The organism is Streptomyces sp. CB00455, from assembly GCF_001905445.1.
GTDB lineage: Bacteria > Actinomycetota > Actinomycetes > Streptomycetales > Streptomycetaceae > Streptomyces.
In genome coordinates this window covers 111,799-130,118 of the sequence record NZ_LIVQ01000003.1, presented here as the reverse complement: position 1 = coordinate 130,118, position 18,320 = coordinate 111,799, and the positions used below count along the sequence as shown (strand labels likewise).

The following is an 18,320-nucleotide window of genomic DNA, read 5'->3' as shown; positions in this document are numbered from 1 at the left end:
GCCCTGCCCCGAGCCGCCCTCAGGCCCTGCCCCGGGCCGCCCTCAGTCCCCGCCCTCAGGCTCCCCGCCGGGCTTCACCCCCGGCGCCGCCCTGCCCCCGGCGCCGCCCTGCCCCCGGCGCCGCCCTGCCCCCGGCCCCGCCCTGCCCCCGGCCCCGCCCTGCCCCCGGCCCCGCCCCGGGTGCGGGCCGGCAGGGGGCGGGTGCGGGGGGTTGTCGGACCGCGCAAGTAGGGTGGTTGGCATGGCCGACCCTTCCAGCTACCGCCCCGAGCCGGGCCAGATCCCCGAGTCCCCGGGGGTCTACAAGTTCCGCGACGAGCACCACCGGGTGATCTACGTCGGGAAGGCCAAGAGCCTGCGCCAGCGCCTGGCCAGTTACTTCCAGGACATCGCCGGCCTGCACCCCCGTACCGCCACCATGGTCACGACGGCCGCCTCCGTCGAGTGGACGGTCGTCTCCACCGAGGTCGAGGCGCTCCAGCTGGAGTACACCTGGATCAAGGAGTACGACCCGCGGTTCAACGTCAAGTACCGCGACGACAAGAGCTACCCCTCCCTCGCCGTCACCCTCAACGAGGAGTACCCGCGGGTCCAGGTCATGCGCGGCCCCAAGAAGAAGGGCGTGCGCTACTTCGGTCCCTACGGGCACGCCTGGGCCATCCGCGAGACCGTCGACCTCATGCTGCGGGTGTTCCCCGTCCGCACCTGCTCCGCCGGAGTGTTCAAGCGCTCCGAGCAGATCGGCCGCCCCTGCCTGCTCGGCTACATCGGCAAGTGCTCCGCGCCCTGCGTCGGCCGGGTCACCCCCGAGGAGCACCGCGAACTGGCCGAGGACTTCTGCGACTTCATGGCCGGCCGCACCGGCACCTACCTCTCCCGCCTCGAACAGCAGATGCGGCACGCCGCCGAGGACATGGAGTACGAGAAGGCCGCCCGCCTCCGCGACGACATCGGGGCGCTGCGCCGGGCCATGGAGAAGAACGCCGTCGTGCTGGCCGACGCCACCGACGCCGACCTGATCGCGGTCGCCGAGGACGAACTCGAAGCCGCCGTGCAGATCTTCCACGTCCGCGGTGGCCGGGTCCGCGGCCAGCGCGGCTGGGTCACCGACAAGGTCGAGGCCGTCGACACCGCCGGGCTGGTCGAGCACGCGCTCCAGCAGCTCTACGGCGAGGAGTCCGGCGAGGCGGTCCCCAAGGAGGTGCTGGTCCCGGCGCTCCCCGAGGACACCCCGGCCCTGAGCCAGTGGCTGGCCGGGCGCCGCGGGTCCCACGTCAGCCTGCGCATCCCGCAGCGCGGCGACAAGAAGGCCCTCATGGAGACCGTCCACCGCAACGCCCTGCAGTCCCTCGCCCTGCACAAGACCAAGCGCGCCAGCGATCTGACCACCCGCTCCCGGGCGCTGGAGGAGATCGCCGAGGCCCTGGGGCTGGACGGCGCCCCGCTGCGCATCGAGTGCTTCGACATCTCGCACCTGCAGGGCGACGACGTGGTGGCCTCCATGGTCGTCTTCGAGGACGGCCTCGCCCGCAAGAGCGAGTACCGGCGGTTCCAGATCAAGACCTTCGAGGGGCAGGACGACGTCCGGTCCATGCACGAGGTGGTCTCCCGGCGCTTTCGCCGCTACCTCCAGGAGAAGCTGAAGACGGGGGAGTGGTCCCCCGAGAACGGCTCCGACGGGACCGCCAACGCCGCCTGGACCGCCAGCGCTGACGGGACCGCCAGTGCCACCGGTATCGACGGCGTGGACGGCATCGACGGCGCCGGCGGGCCGGCCGAGGGCGACGGGCGCCCCCGCCGCTTCGCCTACCCCCCGCAGCTCGTCGTGGTCGACGGCGGCCAGCCGCAGGTCGCCGCCGCCAAGCGGGCCCTCGAAGAGCTCGGCATCGACGACGTGGCGGTGTGCGGCCTGGCCAAGCGCCTGGAGGAGGTCTGGCTGCCGGGCGAGGACGACCCGGTCGTGCTCCCCCGCAGCAGCGAGGGCCTCTACCTGCTCCAGCGGGTCCGTGACGAGGCCCACCGCTTCGCCATCCGGTACCAGCGCAACAAGCGCGGCAAGCGTCTGAAGGCCGGGCCGCTCGACGAGGTCGCCGGCCTCGGGGAGAGCCGCAAACTGGCCCTGCTCAAGCACTTCGGTTCGGTGAAGAAGCTCCGGCAGGCGACAATCGACCAGATCTGCGAGGTCCCGGGCATAGGCCGCAAGACGGCCGAGACCGTGGCTGCGGCCCTCGCCCGGGTGGTTCCCGGTGGTCCTGCCGTCAACATGGCCACAGGAGAGATCATTGAGGATGAGACCCCCGCGCCCGCGGGAGCATCGTCCGAACGGGGGACCGAGCAATGACCGAGCACGAGACCACGCACGACCGAGACGGAGCACAGGTGAGTACGGGCACGACAGTGGAGCCCGGAGAGACCGCCGAGGCGGCCATCCCCGAGCTGGTGATCATCTCCGGAATGTCCGGGGCCGGCCGCAGCACGGCGGCCAAGTGTCTGGAGGACCTCGGCTGGTTCGTCGTCGACAACCTCCCGCCGGCCCTGATCCCCACGATGGTGGAGCTCGGCGCCCGCTCGCAGGGGAACGTGGCGCGCATCGCCGTCGTCGTCGACGTCCGCGGCCGGCAGTTCTTCGACGCCCTGCGGGAGTCCCTCGCCGACCTCGACAGCCGCGGCGTCACCCGCCGCATCGTCTTCCTGGAGTCCTCCGACGACGCACTGGTCCGCCGGTTCGAATCCGTCCGCCGCCCCCACCCGCTCCAGGGCGAGGGGCGCATCACCGACGGCATCGCCGCCGAGCGCGACCTGCTGCGCGAACTGCGCGGCGACGCCGACCTCGTCATCGACACCTCCAGCCTGAACGTGCACGAGCTGCGCGCCAAGATGGACGCCCAGTTCGCCGGGGACGAGGAGCCCGAGCTGCGGGCCACCGTCATGTCCTTCGGCTACAAATACGGCCTCCCCGTCGACGCCGACCTCGTCGTCGACTGCCGCTTCATCCCCAACCCGCACTGGGTGCCCGAGCTGCGCCCCTTCACCGGGCTCAACGAGGAGGTGTCGGGGTACGTCTTCAGCCAGAGCGGCGCCAAGGAGTTCCTCGACCGCTACACCGAGCTGCTCCAGCTCATCGCCACCGGCTACCGCCGCGAGGGCAAGCGGTACGTGACCATCGCGGTCGGGTGCACGGGCGGCAAGCACCGCAGCGTGGCCATGTCCGAGAAGCTCGCCGCCCGCCTTGCCTCCGAGGGAGTCGAGACCGTCGTAGTCCACCGGGACATGGGGCGCGAGTGACCGCACGGACCCCGCGGCTGAGCCGCCTGCGCCGCCTGACCCCCGGACGGGGCGAGGACGGCGCGGGACGTCCGGGCCGCCGGCGCGGCACCGCGCCCAAGGTAGTCGCACTCGGCGGCGGACAAGGACTGTCGGCCTCCCTCGCGGCCCTGCGCCGGATCACCGGTGACCTCACCGCCGTGGTCACCGTCGCCGACGACGGCGGCTCCAGCGGCCGGCTGCGCGAGGAGCTCGGCGTGCTGCCGCCCGGCGACCTGCGCAAGGCGCTGGCCGCGCTGTGCGGCGACGACGACTGGGGCCAGACCTGGGCCCGCGTCATCCAGCACCGCTTCCAGTCCCAGGGCGACCTGCACGGGCACGCGGTCGGCAACCTGCTGATCGTCGCCCTGTGGGAACAGCTCGGCGACCCCGTCCAGGCCCTCGACCTCGTCGGCACGCTGCTCGGGGCGCAGGGGCGGGTCCTGCCCATGTCCGCGGTGCCGCTGGAGCTCCAGGCCCTGGTCAAGGGGCACGATCCGGCCCGGCCCGAGGACGTGGACACCGTCCGCGGCCAGGCCACCGTGGCGCTGACGCCGGGCGAGGTGCTCTCCGTCCAGGTCGTGCCCGGCGATCCGCCGGCGGTGCCGGAGGCCGTCGCGGCCGTGCTGGACGCCGACTGGGTCGTCCTCGGTCCGGGCTCCTGGTTCTCCTCGGTGATCCCGCACCTGCTGGTGCCGGAACTGCTCGACGCGCTCGTCGAGACGAAGGCCCGGCGGGTGCTCTCGCTGAACCTCGCGCCGCAACCCGGCGAAACAGAGGGCTTCTCTCCGCAGCGTCATTTGGAGGTTTTGGCCCGACACGCCCCTAAACTCGCCCTGGACGTGGTGCTGGCCGACGAGGCCGCCGTGCCCGACCGCGAGTCGCTCGCCGATGCCGCAAAACGGTTCGGAGCCGCGGTCGAGCTGGCGCCGGTGGCCAGGCAGGACGGCTCTCCGAAGCATGATCCGGAGCTGCTCGCCGCCGCGTACGACCGTATTTTTCGGATGCACGGAAGGATCGGCCCATGGCGATGACGCCCGCGGTGAAGGATGAGATCTCTCGCCTGCCCGTCACCCGCACCTGCTGCAGGAAGGCGGAGGTCTCGGCGGTCCTTCGGTTCGCCGGCGGGCTGCACCTGGTGAGCGGCCGCATCGTCATCGAGGCGGAGCTGGACACCGGGATCGCCGCCCGGCGCCTGCGCAAGGACATCCTGGAGATCTTCGGCCATTCCTCGGACCTGGTGGTGATGGCTCCCGGCGGTCTGCGCCGCGGAAGCCGCTACGTGGTCCGCGTCGTGGCCGGAGGCGACCAGCTGGCCCGCCAGACGGGCCTCGTGGACGGCCGCGGACGGCCCATCCGCGGTCTCCCGCCGCAAGTGGTCTCCGGGGCCACCTGTGACGCCGAGGCGGCATGGCGCGGCGCCTTCCTGGCCCACGGCTCGCTGACCGAGCCGGGCCGGTCCTCCTCGCTGGAGGTCACCTGCCCCGGCCCGGAGGCCGCCCTGGCCCTGGTGGGCGCCGCCCGCAGGCTCTCCATCGCCGCGAAGGCGCGCGAGGTGCGCGGCGTCGACCGCGTGGTGGTCCGCGACGGCGACGCGATCGGCGCGCTGCTGACCCGCCTCGGCGCCCACGAGTCGGTGCTGGCCTGGGAGGAGCGGCGGATGCGGCGCGAGGTGCGCGCCACCGCCAACCGCCTGGCCAACTTCGACGACGCCAACCTGCGCCGCTCGGCGCGGGCCGCGGTGGCCGCCGGGGCCCGCGTGCAGCGCGCGCTGGAGATCCTCGGCGAGGAGGTCCCCGAGCACCTCGCCGCGGCCGGCCGGCTGCGCATGGAGCACAAGCAGGCATCCCTGGAGGAGCTCGGCGCACTGGCCGACCCGCCGCTGACCAAGGACGCCGTCGCCGGGCGGATCCGGCGCCTGCTGGCCATGGCCGACAAGCGGGCCCAGGACCTCGGCATCCCCGGCACGGAGTCCAACCTCGACCTCAGCGAGGAGATGGCCGACAACATGGCCGGCTAGCGCCGTGACCGGAAAGGTTCACCGGGTCGCGCCGCCCGGTGTCCGGCAAAGGGACCCTCGCGATCACTCGCACGGGTCCCTTTGCCGTAGGCCCCATTGACATGAGCATGGGCCGGTCTTGAGTCTGTCGTCCGAACGCTTTCGTGGCAGACGACGCCCAGGGGGGCACATGAGGCACCGCGCGAGATCGATCCTCGCCGCAAGCGCACTCGTCTTCGCAACCACACTCACCGCACTGCCCGCGGCGGCCCAGGCCCGGCCCGGCTCCGCAGCGGGCACCGCGCCCGCCGCCGACGAGGTCCGGGTCTACGACGCCGAGGTCACCCGGGAACAGATCCCGCTCGTCCTCGCCCTCGGCCAGGACTCCCGCGAACTCGCCGAGCAGGCGCCGCCGGCCGGCGCCGCCAAGGTCGAGCTCTTCCTGACCGGCGGTCAGGCCGGGCAGCTGTCGGCCCAGGGCATCAAGCTCGCCGAGCGCAAGGTGCCCGCCGAGGGCCTCGCCCGCGCCAAGGCCGCGGGCGACGGGGTGTTCCGCCCGTACAGCGGCAAGGGCGGACTCCAGGAGGAGATCCTGCGGACCTCCCGGGAGAACCCCGGGCTCACCAAGGTCGTCTCCATCGGCAAGACCGTCCAGGGCAAGGACATCCTCGCCCTCAAGGTCACCAAGGACGCCGGGAAGACCAAGGACGGCGGCAAACCGTCCGTGCTCTACATGTCCAACCAGCACGCCCGCGAGTGGATCACCCCCGAGATGACCCGGCGGCTGATGCACCACACCCTCGACAACTACGGCAAGGACCCGCGGATCACCAAGCTGGTGGACTCCACCGAGCTGTGGTTCCTGCTCTCGGCCAACCCGGACGGCTACGACTTCACCCACGCGCCGGACGGCGAACGGCTCTGGCGCAAGAACATGCGCGACAACGACGGGGACGGCAGGCACACCGCCGTCGACGGCGTCGACCTCAACCGCAACTTCGCCTACAAATGGGGCTACGACAACGAGGGCTCCTCGCCCAACCCGGCGAGCGAGACCTACCGCGGCCCCAGGGCCTCCTCCGAGCCGGAGACCGTCGCGCTCGACCGGTTCGAGAAGCGCATCGGCTTCGAGTACGCGGTCAACTACCACTCGGCCGCCGAGCTGCTGCTCTACGGCGTGGGCTGGCAGGTGGCCACCCCCACCCCGGACGACGTCGCCTACACGGCGCTCGCGGGCACCCCGGAGCACTCCGCGATCCCGGGCTACTACCCGCAGGTCTCCTCCGAGCTCTACACCACCAACGGCGAGGCCGACGGACACGCCTCCAACGTCAACGGCGTCATGATGTTCACGCCGGAGATGACCACCTGCCAGACCGCCTCCGCGAGCGACCCCGGCGACCAGTGGAAGCCCGAGGACTGCCCCTCCGGCTTCAACTTCCCGGACGACGAGAAACTCGTCCAGGCCGAGTTCGCCAAGAACGTCCCCTTCGCCCTGTCCGTCGCCGAGAGCGCCGCGCACCCGGACCGGCCGGCCTCCTCCGTCGGCCTGAGCGCCGCGGACTTCACCGTGGACCCCTTCACCACCTCCTACGCCGCCCGCGGCGAGGACCAGACGGTCTCCGTCACGGCCCGCAAGGCGCTGAAGGACAAGGAGCTCAACTTCCGGATCAACGGCGGCCGCACGCACGACGAGGACCTCAAGGCATGGAAGGGCGGTGACGTCTACGGCGGCGACGACAACAACTGGTTCGACGAGTACCGGGCCGAGGTGGACGGCGCCCGGCCCGGCGACAAGGTCGAGGTCTGGTTCACCGGCCGCGACCGCTCCGGCCGGCAGGTCTCCAGCGAGCACTTCACGTACACGGTGGCCGAGCGGCCGCGCGCGGACGTGCTGGTGATCGCGGAGGAGGGGGCCAAGGCCCAGCACGCCCAGACCTACGTCGACGCCCTGCGCGCCAACGGCAGGACCGCGGCGGTCTGGGACGTCGCCACCCAGGGCGCCCCGCACCCCCTCGCAGTCCTCTCCCACTTCCGTACCGCCGTCCACTACACCGGGGCCAAGTCCCCCGGCGGCGCCACCCAGCTGGCGGTCCGCGACTTCCTGAACGAGGGCGGAAAGCTGATCGAGGCCGGCGAGCTCGCCGGCGGCAACGCCCAGGTCGGCCGCGCCGTGACGAACGACTTCAGCCAGTACTGGCTCGGCGCCTACGGCCGCACGACCGTCGCCGGCGCGACCGGCTTCACCGGCGCCGGAGCCCTGAGCGGCGCCAAGGGCGGCCTCGGCGGCGCCGCGGGCAACCCGCTCGACGCCCCCGGGTCCTACACCGTCACCTCCCAGACCCTGGCCCCGGCGCAGTTCCCGCAGTTCAAAAGCGCACCGGCGGGTCAGTTCGCCGGGGTCGTGAACCCGTACGCCCCCTACGCCGGCAGCTGGATGGCCTCCGCCCTCCACGACGACGACGACTGGAAGCGGCTGGTCCGCACGATCGACCTCACCCAGGTCACCGCCGCGGACAAGCCGCAGCTGAAGCTCGCCCTGAACTGGAACACCGAGGAGGGCTACGACCACGCGGCGCTGGAGGCGCACACGGCAGGCGGGGACGACTGGACCACCCTCGCGGACACGGGCGGCCTGAGCAGTGCGGCCGTGCCGCAGGAGTGCGGCGCCGGCTTCCTCGTCAACGACCACCCCTTCCTGCGCCGCTACCTCACCCTGGACGGCGGCGGCTGCACCGCGCGGGGCACCAGCGGGGCATGGAACAGCTTCACCGGCTCCTCCGGCGGCTGGAAGCAGGTCTCCTTCGACCTGAGCGCCTACGCGGGCAAAACAGTCGAGGTCGCGCTCTCCTACATCACCGACCCGGGCTCGGGCGGCCGCGGCGTCTTCGCGGACGACGCGCGCCTCTCGACCGGCGGCGCCGACCAGGCCGTCGAGGGGTTCGAGACTTCCCTGGGGGCCTGGGCCGCACAGGCCGGACCCGCCGGAAGCCCCGAAGTTCCGGGTGACTGGTCCCGCACCGGAGAGCTGTTCACCTCCTACGCGGCCGTCACCACGCGTGACACCGTCCTGCTGGGCTTCGGCCTGGAACACCTGCCGGCCGCGGCGGATCGCGCCGTACTCGTCGGTAAGGCGCTGCGCACGCTGAACCGCTGACCAGCGTCCCTGCCGCCATTCACCCTGCGTGACGGGGCGCAGGTCCCCGGGGCTCCGTGCCGGCACGTCCGGCACGGGGCCCGCAGGGGGTCCCCCCGCGAAGTAGGGGGAGTGTCAGGCCCCGGCCGATGTCACCCCCAAGCTCACGGAGAGGTAGGGTCGTAAGCGGTCGGGGACATCCCATACAGCTCGCCGGCGCACTGACCGGCGCACCAACGAGGAGATCGGTTCGTGACGATCCGCGTAGGCATCAACGGTTTTGGCCGAATTGGCCGCAACTACTTCCGGGCGCTCCTGGAGCAGGGAGCGGACATCGAGATCGTCGGTGTCAACGACCTGACTGACAACGCCACCCTGGTGCACCTGCTCAAGTACGACACCATCCTGGGCCGCCTCAAGGCCGAGGTCTCCCACACCGCGGACACCATCACGGTCGGCGGCAACACCTTCAAGACCTTCGCCGAGCGCGACCCCGCGAACCTCCCCTGGGGCGAGCTGGGCGCCGACATCGTCATCGAGTCGACCGGCATCTTCACCAAGAAGGCCGACGCCGCGAAGCACATCGCCGCGGGCGCGAAGAAGGTCCTCATCTCGGCTCCGGCCAAGGACGAGGACATCACGATCGTGATGGGCGTCAACCAGGACAAGTACGAGGCGGCGAACCACCACGTCATCTCCAACGCCTCCTGCACCACCAACTGCGTGGCGCCGATGGCCAAGGTCCTCCTGGAGAACTTCGGCATCGTCAAGGGCATGATGACGACGGTCCACGCCTACACGAACGACCAGCGCATCCTGGACTTCCCGCACTCGGACCTGCGCCGCGCCCGCGCCGCCGCCGAGAACATCATCCCGACGACCACCGGCGCCGCCAAGGCGACCGCGCTCGTCATCCCCGAGCTCGCCGGCAAGCTCGACGGCATCGCGATGCGCGTCCCGGTACCGACCGGCTCCGTGACCGACCTGGTCATCGAGCTGGAGCGCGAGGTCACCCGCGACGAGGTCAACGCAGCCTTCCAGAAGGCGGCCGAGGGCCAGCTCAAGGGCATCCTCGACTACACCGAGGACGCGATCGTCTCCTCCGACATCGTGAACTGGCCGGCGTCCTGCACCTTCGACTCCTCCCTGACCATGGTCCAGGGCAAGAGCGTCAAGGTCATCGGGTGGTACGACAACGAGTGGGGCTACTCCAACCGCCTCGTCGACCTGACCGTCTTCGTCGGCGGCCAGCTCTAAGGATCCCCAGGGTCGTCAGACGCGGCCGAAGGCAAGGCACCACGATGTGAGCACAGGGTCCGGGCAGCGCGACGAAGCGCCGCACGGGCCCTGTCGCTTGCCTCGTCCTCCCTTCCTCGCCCTTCGGGTGAAGGGCTTCAAAGGAGCAGAAGAAACACATGAAGACGATCGACGAACTGCTCGCCGAAGGCGTCAAGGGCAAGCGGGTCTTCGTCCGCGCGGACCTCAACGTCCCGCTCGCCGAAGGCACCATCACCGACGACGGCCGCATCCGCGCCGTCCAGCCCACGATCGCGAAGCTCGCCGCCTCCGGCGCCCGCGTCATCGTGGCCTCGCACCTGGGCCGCCCCAAGGGCGCCCCCGACCCGGCGTTCTCGCTCGCCCCGGCCGCCGCCCGCCTGGGCGAACTGCTCGGTGCGGACGTCACGTTCGCCACCGACACCGTCGGAGACTCCGCCAAGGAGACCGTGGCGGCCCTCACCGACGGACAGGTGGCCGTCATCGAGAACCTGCGCTTCAACGCCGGTGAGACCTCGAAGGACGACGCCGAGCGCGGCGCCTTCGCGGACCGGCTCGCCGAGCTCGCCGACCTGTACGTCGGCGACGGCTTCGGCGCCGTCCACCGCAAGCACGCTTCGGTCTTCGACCTCCCGGCGCGCCTCCCGCACGCGGCCGGCTACCTCATCGCCACCGAGGTCGGCGTCCTGAAGAAGCTGACCGACGAGGTCAAGCGCCCCTACGTCGTCGTCCTCGGCGGCGCCAAGGTCTCCGACAAGCTGGCCGTCATCGACCAGCTGCTCGGCAAGGCCGACCGCATCCTCATCGGCGGCGGCATGGCGTACACCTTCCTCAAGGCCCAGGGCCACGAGGTCGGCATCTCCCTCCTCCAGGAGGACCAGGTCCCGACCGTCATCGAGTACATGCAGCGCGCCGAGGCCTCCGGCGTCGAGCTGGTGCTCCCCGTGGACGTCCTGGTCTCCAAGGACTTCCCCGACCTCAAGGGCAAGACGCCGGCCGACTACGACACGGTCGACGCCGACAAGATCCCTGCCGACAAGGAGGGGCTGGACATCGGCCCCAAGACGCGCGAGCTCTACGCGTCGAAGATCACCGATGCCGAGACCGTCTTCTGGAACGGTCCCGTGGGCGTCTTCGAGCACCCCGACTACGCCGGTGGCACCAAGGCCATCGCACAGGCCCTCGTCGACAGCCACGCTTTCACCGTCGTCGGAGGCGGCGACTCGGCCGCGGCCGTGCGCACGCTCGGCTTCGACGAGAACGCTTTCGGCCACATTTCCACCGGTGGTGGCGCCTCCCTCGAATACCTCGAGGGCAAGACGCTCCCCGGCCTCGCCGCCCTGGAGGGCTGACCCGCAATGTCCGCAGTTGACAACGGCCGTACCCCGCTGATGGCGGGCAACTGGAAGATGAACCTCAACCACCTCGAGGCCATCGCCCACGTCCAGAAGCTCGCCTTCGCGCTCGCCGACAAGGACTACGACGCCGTCGAGGTCGCCGTCCTGGCGCCCTTCACCGACCTCCGGTCGGTGCAGACCCTGATCGACGGCGACAAGCTGAAGATCAAGTACGGCGCGCAGGACCTCTCGGCGCACGACACCGGCGCCTACACCGGCGAGATCTCCGGATCGATGCTGGCGAAGCTGAAGTGCACGTACGTGGCCGTCGGCCACAGCGAGCGCCGCCAGTACCACGGCGAGAGCGACGAGCTCTGCAACGCCAAGGTCAAGGCCGCCTACCGGCACGGGCTCACCCCGATCCTGTGCGTCGGCGAGGGCCTGGAGGTGCGCAAGGCCGGCCGGCAGGTCGAGCACACGCTGAGCCAGGTCGACGGCGGCCTCAAGGACGTCCCGGCCGAGCAGGTCGAGTCCATCGTGATCGCGTACGAGCCCGTCTGGGCCATCGGGACCGGCGAGGTCGCCACCCCCGACGACGCCCAGGAGGTCTGCGGGGCGATCCGCGGCCGCCTCGCCGAGCTGTACTCGCAGGAGCTGGCCGACAAGGTCCGCATCCAGTACGGCGGCTCCGTCAAGTCCGGCAACATCGCGGCGATCATGGCCCAGCCCGACGTCGACGGCGCGCTGATCGGCGGCGCGGCACTGGACGCGGACGAGTTCGTCAAGATCGTCCGGTTCCGCGACCAGTAGGCACGGCAGTGAGTATGCGGTAGGACGGATCCGTCGTACCCTTGCGGGGGCCGGCAGCTGGACACCAGCAGCCGGCCCCCGCGCACATCCAGCACAGCCGGAAAGCCAGAAAGTAGGAATCAGCCGTGATTATGGGGTTCTCGATCGCCCTGATCGTCTTCAGCGCCCTGCTGATGCTGCTCGTGCTGATGCACAAGGGCAAGGGCGGCGGCCTTTCCGACATGTTCGGCGGAGGCATGCAGTCCTCCGTGGGCGGCTCCTCCGTGGCCGAGCGGAACCTGGACCGCATCACGGTCGTCGTCGGTCTGCTGTGGTTCGCCTGCATCATGGCGCTCGGCCTTCTGATGAAGTAGCGGAGTCGGCCGTTCTGGCCGTTCCGGCCGCCCGGTCGGTCCCGCCCGGCCTATCATGAGGTCCGGCGTCCACGGTGCGGAACGAGTAACTCCGTTCGCTGGACGTGCGTTGGGCCTTACGTAGACTTGGGCGCCCGCGGCGGAATTCCACTCACGCTCCGCGGCACCATCACGCAGGGAGTTACGACCGTGGCAAGTGGCAACGCGATCCGTGGTAGCCGGGTCGGAGCGGGGCCGATGGGTGAGGCCGAGCGCGGCGAGTCCGCGCCCCGCCTGCGCATCTCCTTCTGGTGCTCGAACGGGCACGAGACGCAGCCGAGCTTCGCCAGCGACGCGCAGGTGCCGGACACCTGGGACTGCCCGCGCTGCGGGTTCCCGGCCGGCCAGGACCGGGACAACCCGCCGGCGCCGCCGCGTACCGAGCCGTACAAGACGCACCTGGCGTACGTACGGGAACGGCGCACGGACGCCGACGGCGAGGCGATCCTCGCCGAGGCCCTCGCCAAACTCCGCGGCGAGATCTGAACCGTGACACGGGGCCCGGGCCCGCAGGAACCTTCTCCTGCGGGTCCGGGCCCTTCGCGTTGCCCCGCCGCCGAAGCGCCTGTCCGACACACCCGCTTCTGATCCTTTAAGTTGGAGTTCGGCGGGGCACGACAGGACGGAAGAAGTGGGTTGATGTCCGAGATGAAGGCAGACAGCGGCACGAAGCTCAACCGGATGCCCGAGTGGCTTGCACTCGGCAAGCACCGGGAGGAGTTCGGGCAGAAGCATCTGCGGGAGCTGTTCGAGGAGAATCCCGGCCGGGGCAGCGACTACACCCTGCGGGTCGGGGACCTGCACATCGACTACTCGAAGCACCTCGTGACGGACGAGACGCTGCGACTGCTGCGCGAACTGGCGGCGGCGACGGGCGTGAGCGCGCTGCGCGACGCGATGTTCCGCGGCGAGAAGATCAACACGACCGAGGACCGGGCGGTCCTGCACACCGCCCTGCGCGCCCCGGCCGACGCCGTCGTCGAGGTGGACGGCGAGAACGTCGTCCCCGCCGTGCACGCCGTCCTCGACAAGATGGCGGCCTTCTGCGGCCAGGTCAGGTCGGGGGAGTGGACCGGCTCCACCGGCAAACGCATCAGGAACGTCGTCAACATCGGCATCGGCGGCTCCGACCTCGGCCCGGCGATGGCCTACGAGGCCCTGCGCGCCTTCGCCGACCGCGATCTGACCCTGCGTTTCGTGTCCAACGTGGACGGCGCGGACCTGCACGAGGCCGTGCGGGACCTGGACCCGGCCGAGACGCTGTTCATCATCGCCTCCAAGACCTTCACCACCATCGAGACCATCACCAACGCCACTTCGGCCCGCGAGTGGCTGCTGACGGGCCTCGGCGGCGATCAGGCCGCCGTCGCACGGCACTTCGTCGCCCTGTCGACCAACGGCGAGAAGGTCACCGGCTTCGGCATCGACGCGGCCAACATGTTCGAGTTCTGGGACTGGGTCGGCGGACGCTACTCCTTCGACTCGGCCATCGGGCTCTCGCTGATGATCGCGATCGGCCCCGACGCCTTCCGGGAGCTGCTGGACGGCTTCCACTCCATGGACGAGCACTTCCGCACGGCGCCGCCCGAGGAGAACGCGCCGCTGCTGCTCGGCCTGTTGGGCATCTGGTACGGCAACTTCTTCGACGCCCAGTCCCACGCCGTGCTCCCGTACAGCCACTACCTCTCGCGCTTCACCGCCTACTTGCAGCAGCTGGACATGGAGTCCAACGGCAAGTCCGTGGACCGGCAGGGCGATCGGGTCGAGTGGCAGACCGGCCCGGTGGTCTGGGGCACGCCCGGCACCAACGGACAGCACGCGTACTACCAGCTGATCCACCAGGGGACGAAGACGATTCCCGCCGACTTCATCGGATTCGCGCGCCCCGTGGCCGAACTGGAGCCCACGACGGCTGCCCAGCACGACCTGCTGATGGCGAACTTCTTCGCGCAGACGCAGGCGCTGGCCTTCGGCAAGACGGCGCAGGAGGTACGGGAGGAGGGCGCCGCGGAGCCCCTGGTCCCGCACAAGACCTTCCGGGGCAACCACCCGACGACCACCATCCTGGCCCGCGAACTCACCCCCTCGGTGCTGGGGCAGCTGATCGCGCTCTACGAGCACAAGGTGTTCGTCCAGGGCGCGGTGTGGAACATCGACTCCTTCGACCAGTGGGGCGTGGAGCTCGGCAAGGTCCTCGCCAAGCGGATCGAACCCGCGCTGACGCAGGGCGCCGACGTACCGGGTCTGGACGCCTCGACGAAGGCCCTCGTGGCCACCTACCGCGAGCTGCGCGGCCGCGGCTGATCCGCACGCACGCGAAGGGCCTGCTCTCCAGGGAGAGCAGGCCCTTCGGGTTTGTTGGCTCCGGCGCCGCGGGAGCTTGAAGCGCCGCGGGAGCTTGGAGCGCCACGGGGGCGCCACCGGGGCGCCGCGGAAGCCCGGCGCGGTGGCGTCAGGCGATCGGCGGAGGGTACAGCCCTGCCGGGAGCTTCGCCGCAGCCGCGCGGTCCAGCAGCCACAGGGTGCGGGAGCGGCCGTAGGCGGCCGCGGCCGGGGCCTGGACCCCGCCGGCGCCGCCGAGGGCGATGGAGACCGCCCCGGCCTTGTCCTCGCCGGCCGCCAGCAGCCAGACCTCACGGGCCGCCCGGATCGCCGGGAGGGTCAGGGAGATCCGGGTGGGCGGGGGCTTGGGGGCGCCGTGGACGCCGACGACCGTGCGCTCGGTCTCCCGCGCCGCCGGGTGCTCCGGGAACAGGGAGGCCACGTGGGTGTCCGGGCCGACGCCCAGCATCAGCACGTCGAAGCGCGGGACCGGGCCGTGGTCCTCCGGACCGGCCGCCTTCGCCAGCTCGGCCGCGTACGCCGCGGCCGCCGCGTCCACGTCGGGCCCGTACGGGCCGTCCGAGGCCGGCATGACGTGTACGCGGGCGGGATCCACCGGGACGGAGTCCAGGAGGGCCGCACGGGCCTGGGTGTGGTTGCGCTCGGGGTCGTCCGCCGGGACGTAGCGCTCGTCGCCCCACCACAGGTCCAGCCGGGACCAGTCGACCGCGTCCCGCGCGGGGGCCGCGGCCAGCGCCGCGAGCAGCCCGTTGCCGTTGCGGCCTCCGGTGAGGACCACGGACGCGGTGCCGCGGGCCGCCTGCGCGTCCACGACCTTGGTGATGAGCCGGGCCGCCGCGGCCTGGGCCATCAGCTCCTTGTCCCGGTGGACGACGACCTGGGGAGTCGTCATACCCATGCGATGCCACCTTCTCGGTAGTGCGGGGGATGCGGGTGCGGAACCCGCCGCGCTGAGCCTTCCGCCTCACCCCCCATTCCCGGGGCTCCGCCCGGGCCCCGCGCCTCGAACGCCGGGCGGGCTGACATCAGCCTGCCCGGCGGCGGTTGAGGGCGGGGTCCGGGGCGGAGCCCGGTTTCGGGAGGGGGCGGGGTGGGGGAGGAGACTCGGCGCAGCGGTGGCGTTACTTGGCCGCCGTCTTCTTGGCCGGCTTCGGCGCGGGCGCGTTCGCCCGCTCCTCGGCCTTGGCCGGGGCCGCCCCGCCCTTCGCCGGAGCCGCCTTGGCGGGGGCCGGCTTCGCCGCCGCGGGCGCGGCTCCTGCCGCCTGGGCGGCCTCCAGCTGCGCCACGCCGAACTTCAGCGCGGCCTCGTAGGTGTTGTCCGGGTCCAGCCGGCGCAGCTCCTCCGCCAGCAGCTCGGCCGTGTCACGGCGGTTGAGCGCCACCGCACGGTCGGGCTGCCCCGGCATGCACAGCGTGGCCAGCGAACCGTCCGCCCGGTCCAGGACGATCACGCCGTCCTCGGTTTCCAGACGTACGGCCGTCAGGCCCGGACCGGACGACAGGGTCCGCTTGACGGGGATGCCGAGACGGTCCGCCAGCCACATGGCCAGCAGCTCGCAGCTCGGGTTGTCGTCCTCGCCCTCGACGACCGCCGAGGTGACCGGGCGGGTCCGGGTCTGCTGGTCCAGCGCGGCCGCCAGCATGGAGCGCCACGGGGTGATCCGGGTCCAGGACAGGTCCGTGTCCCCGGGGGCGTAGGCCGTCGCCCGGGCCTCCAGCACCCCGATCGGGTCCTCGCAGGAGTACGTGTCCGAGATCCGGCGCTGCCCGAGCGCACCCAGCGGGTCACCGGCCAGGTCGGCGGGGGCACGCTCCGGCCACCAGACGACCACGGGGGCGTCCGGGAGCAGGAGGGGGAGAACCACCGACTGGGCGTGGTCGACCAGTTCGCCGTGCAGGCGGAGCACCACCGTCTCGCCGCTGCCGGAGTCCGCACCGACGCGGATCTCCGCGTCGAGACGGGCGCCCTGGCGGCTGCGCGGCGAGCGGCTGACCCGCTTGATGACGACGAGGATCCGCGAAGGGTGTTCGTGGGACGCGTCGTTCGCCGACTTGAGCGCGTCGTACGCGTTCTCCTCGTCGGTCACGATCACCAGCGTGAGGACCATGCCGATGGCCGGCGTGCCGATGTCCCGGCGCGCCTGCACCATCGCGGCGTTGATCTTGCTGGAGTTGGTCTCCGTGAGGTCGATCTTCATGGCCGGCGCCAGCTCCGTCCGTCTCGTGCGAGCATCTCGTCCGCCTCGACCGGCCCCCACGTGCCCGCCGGGTACTGCGCGGGCTTGCCGTGCTTGTCCCAGTACTCCTCGATCGGGTCGAGGATGTTCCAGGAGAGCTCGACCTCCTGGTGGCGCGGGAAGAGGTTCGCGTCGCCGAGGAGCACGTCGAGGATGAGCCGCTCGTAGGCCTCGGGGCTCGACTCCGTGAAGGACTCGCCGTAGGCGAAGTCCATCGTGACGTCCCGGACCTCCATGGAGGTGCCCGGAACCTTGGAGCCGAAGCGGACCGTCACGCCCTCGTCCGGCTGGACCCGGATGACCAGGGCGTTCTGCCCGAGCTCCTCGGTCGCACCCGACTCGAAGGGCAGGTAGGGGGCCCGCTTGAAGACCACCGCGATCTCGGTCACCCGGCGGCCCAGGCGCTTGCCCGTGCGCAGGTAGAACGGGACGCCCGCCCAGCGGCGGTTGTTGATCTCCAGGCGGACGGCCGCGTAGGTGTCGGTCTTCGACTTGGGGTCGATGCCGTCCTCTTCGAGGTACCCGACGACCTTCTCGCCGCCCTGCCAGGCGGCCGCGTACTGACCGCGCACGGTGTGCTTGCCCAGGTCCTCGGGCAGCTGCACCGCCGTCAGGACCTTGAGCTTCTCCGCCACCAGCGCCTTGGGGTGGAAGGAGCCGGGCTCCTCCATCGCGGTCAGCGCGAGCAGCTGGAGCAGGTGGTTCTGGATGACGTCACGGGCTGCGCCGATGCCGTCGTAGTACCCGGCCCGGCCGCCGATGCCGATGTCCTCGGCCATGGTGATCTGTACGTGGTCGACGTACGACCGGTTCCAGATCGGCTCGAACATGGTGTTGGCGAAGCGGAGCGCCAGGATGTTCTGGACGGTCTCCTTGCCGAGGTAGTGGTCGATCCGGAAGACCTCGTCACGCGGGAAGACCTCGTGGACGACCTTGTTGAGCTCCTCGGCGCTCTTCAGGTCGTGCCCGAAGGGCTTCTCGATGACGGCGCGCCGCCAGGAGCCTTCCTTCTGCGCCAGACCGTGGTCCTTGAGCTGCTGGACCACCTTGGGGAAGAACTTCGGCGGGACCGACAGGTAGAAGGCGAAGTTGCCGCCCGTGCCCTGCGCCTTGTCCAGCTCCTCGATGGTCGCCTTCAGCGTCTCGAAGGCCTCGTCGTCGTCGAAGTCGCCCTGGACGAACCGGCAGCCCTGGACGAGCTGCTGCCAGACCTCCTCGCGAAACGGCGTGCGGGAGTGCTCCTTGACCGCGTCGTGGACCTCCTGCGCGAAGTCCTCGTCCTGCCACTCGCGACGGGCGAACCCGATCAGCGAGAAGCCCGGCGGCAGCAGGCCGCGGTTGGCGAGGTCGTAGACGGCAGGCATCAGCTTCTTGCGCGACAGGTCGCCCGTGACGCCGAAAATGACCAGGCCGGACGGCCCCGCGATGCGCGGGAGCCGCCGGTCCTGTGCGTCACGAAGCGGGTTCGCTCCGATCACCGTCAAAATA

14 protein-coding genes are annotated in these 18,320 nt (G+C 71.2%); 11 read left to right on the top strand and 3 right to left on the bottom strand.

Annotated features, from left to right (window positions below; all coding sequences use genetic code 11):
- The first annotated feature begins 241 nt into the window (after positions 1 to 241).
- The 11 genes from uvrC (at position 242) to pgi (ending at position 14,556) form a co-directional block, all read left to right on the top strand.
- A complete protein-coding gene (gene uvrC, locus AMK16_RS13195; RefSeq protein ID WP_073914069.1) occupies positions 242 to 2,341 on the top strand; it encodes an excinuclease ABC subunit UvrC in 2,100 nt (699 codons plus the stop codon).
- Complete coding sequence (rapZ, locus tag AMK16_RS13190) at positions 2,338 to 3,285, top strand: RNase adapter RapZ (protein WP_073914066.1); 948 nt, start codon at positions 2,338 to 2,340, stop codon at positions 3,283 to 3,285. The genes uvrC and rapZ overlap by 4 nt, the downstream gene beginning before the upstream one ends.
- The gene (locus AMK16_RS13185) at positions 3,282 to 4,337 is read left to right on the top strand and encodes a gluconeogenesis factor YvcK family protein (protein ID WP_073914063.1); all 1,056 of its coding nucleotides are present in this window, start codon (positions 3,282 to 3,284) and stop codon (positions 4,335 to 4,337) included. The genes rapZ and AMK16_RS13185 overlap by 4 nt, the downstream gene beginning before the upstream one ends.
- Positions 4,328 to 5,323 (top strand): DNA-binding protein WhiA, encoded by a 996-nt coding sequence (gene whiA, locus AMK16_RS13180; RefSeq protein WP_073914061.1) that lies wholly within the window; start codon positions 4,328 to 4,330, stop codon positions 5,321 to 5,323. Before AMK16_RS13185 ends, whiA begins: the two co-directional genes overlap by 10 nt.
- Before the next feature lie 169 nt (positions 5,324 to 5,492).
- Complete coding sequence (locus tag AMK16_RS13175; protein WP_073914058.1) at positions 5,493 to 8,459, top strand: M14 family metallopeptidase; 2,967 nt, start codon at positions 5,493 to 5,495, stop codon at positions 8,457 to 8,459.
- A 231-nt stretch (positions 8,460 to 8,690) separates the two neighbouring features.
- Positions 8,691 to 9,695 carry a type I glyceraldehyde-3-phosphate dehydrogenase gene (gene gap / locus AMK16_RS13170; protein WP_073914055.1) on the top strand — a complete coding sequence of 335 codons (1,005 nt, stop codon included), beginning with the start codon at positions 8,691 to 8,693 and terminating at the stop codon, positions 9,693 to 9,695.
- 158 nt (positions 9,696 to 9,853) lie between these two features.
- Positions 9,854 to 11,065, top strand: a complete 1,212-nt coding sequence (locus AMK16_RS13165; protein WP_073914053.1) for a phosphoglycerate kinase — start codon at positions 9,854 to 9,856, stop codon at positions 11,063 to 11,065.
- A 6-nt stretch (positions 11,066 to 11,071) separates the two neighbouring features.
- Positions 11,072 to 11,860 carry a triose-phosphate isomerase gene (gene tpiA, locus AMK16_RS13160; protein ID WP_073914051.1) on the top strand — a complete coding sequence of 263 codons (789 nt, stop codon included), beginning with the start codon at positions 11,072 to 11,074 and terminating at the stop codon, positions 11,858 to 11,860.
- A gap of 131 nt (positions 11,861 to 11,991) precedes the next feature.
- Positions 11,992 to 12,213, top strand: a complete 222-nt coding sequence (secG, locus tag AMK16_RS13155) for a preprotein translocase subunit SecG (protein ID WP_073914048.1) — start codon at positions 11,992 to 11,994, stop codon at positions 12,211 to 12,213.
- Between the two features lie 189 nt (positions 12,214 to 12,402).
- A complete protein-coding gene (locus tag AMK16_RS13150; RefSeq protein ID WP_007263454.1) occupies positions 12,403 to 12,738 on the top strand; it encodes an RNA polymerase-binding protein RbpA in 336 nt (111 codons plus the stop codon).
- Positions 12,739 to 12,900: 162 nt separating this feature from the next.
- Positions 12,901 to 14,556, top strand: a complete 1,656-nt coding sequence (gene pgi, locus AMK16_RS13145; protein ID WP_073915882.1) for a glucose-6-phosphate isomerase — start codon at positions 12,901 to 12,903, stop codon at positions 14,554 to 14,556.
- A 148-nt stretch (positions 14,557 to 14,704) separates the two neighbouring features.
- Here pgi and pgl read toward each other — a convergent pair whose 3' ends face one another.
- The 3 genes from pgl to zwf form a co-directional block, all read right to left on the bottom strand.
- Positions 14,705 to 15,487, bottom strand: a complete 783-nt coding sequence (gene pgl / locus AMK16_RS13140; protein ID WP_073914046.1) for a 6-phosphogluconolactonase — start codon at positions 15,485 to 15,487, stop codon at positions 14,705 to 14,707.
- 229 nt (positions 15,488 to 15,716) lie between these two features.
- The gene (opcA, locus tag AMK16_RS13135) at positions 15,717 to 16,793 is read right to left on the bottom strand and encodes a glucose-6-phosphate dehydrogenase assembly protein OpcA (RefSeq protein ID WP_073914043.1); all 1,077 of its coding nucleotides are present in this window, start codon (positions 16,791 to 16,793) and stop codon (positions 15,717 to 15,719) included.
- Positions 16,790 to 18,319: a glucose-6-phosphate dehydrogenase gene (gene zwf, locus AMK16_RS13130; RefSeq protein ID WP_199885452.1), complete on the bottom strand. Its 1,530-nt coding sequence runs from the start codon at positions 18,317 to 18,319 to the stop codon at positions 16,790 to 16,792. Before zwf ends, opcA begins: the two co-directional genes overlap by 4 nt.
- Position 18,320: the final 1 nt, after the last annotated feature.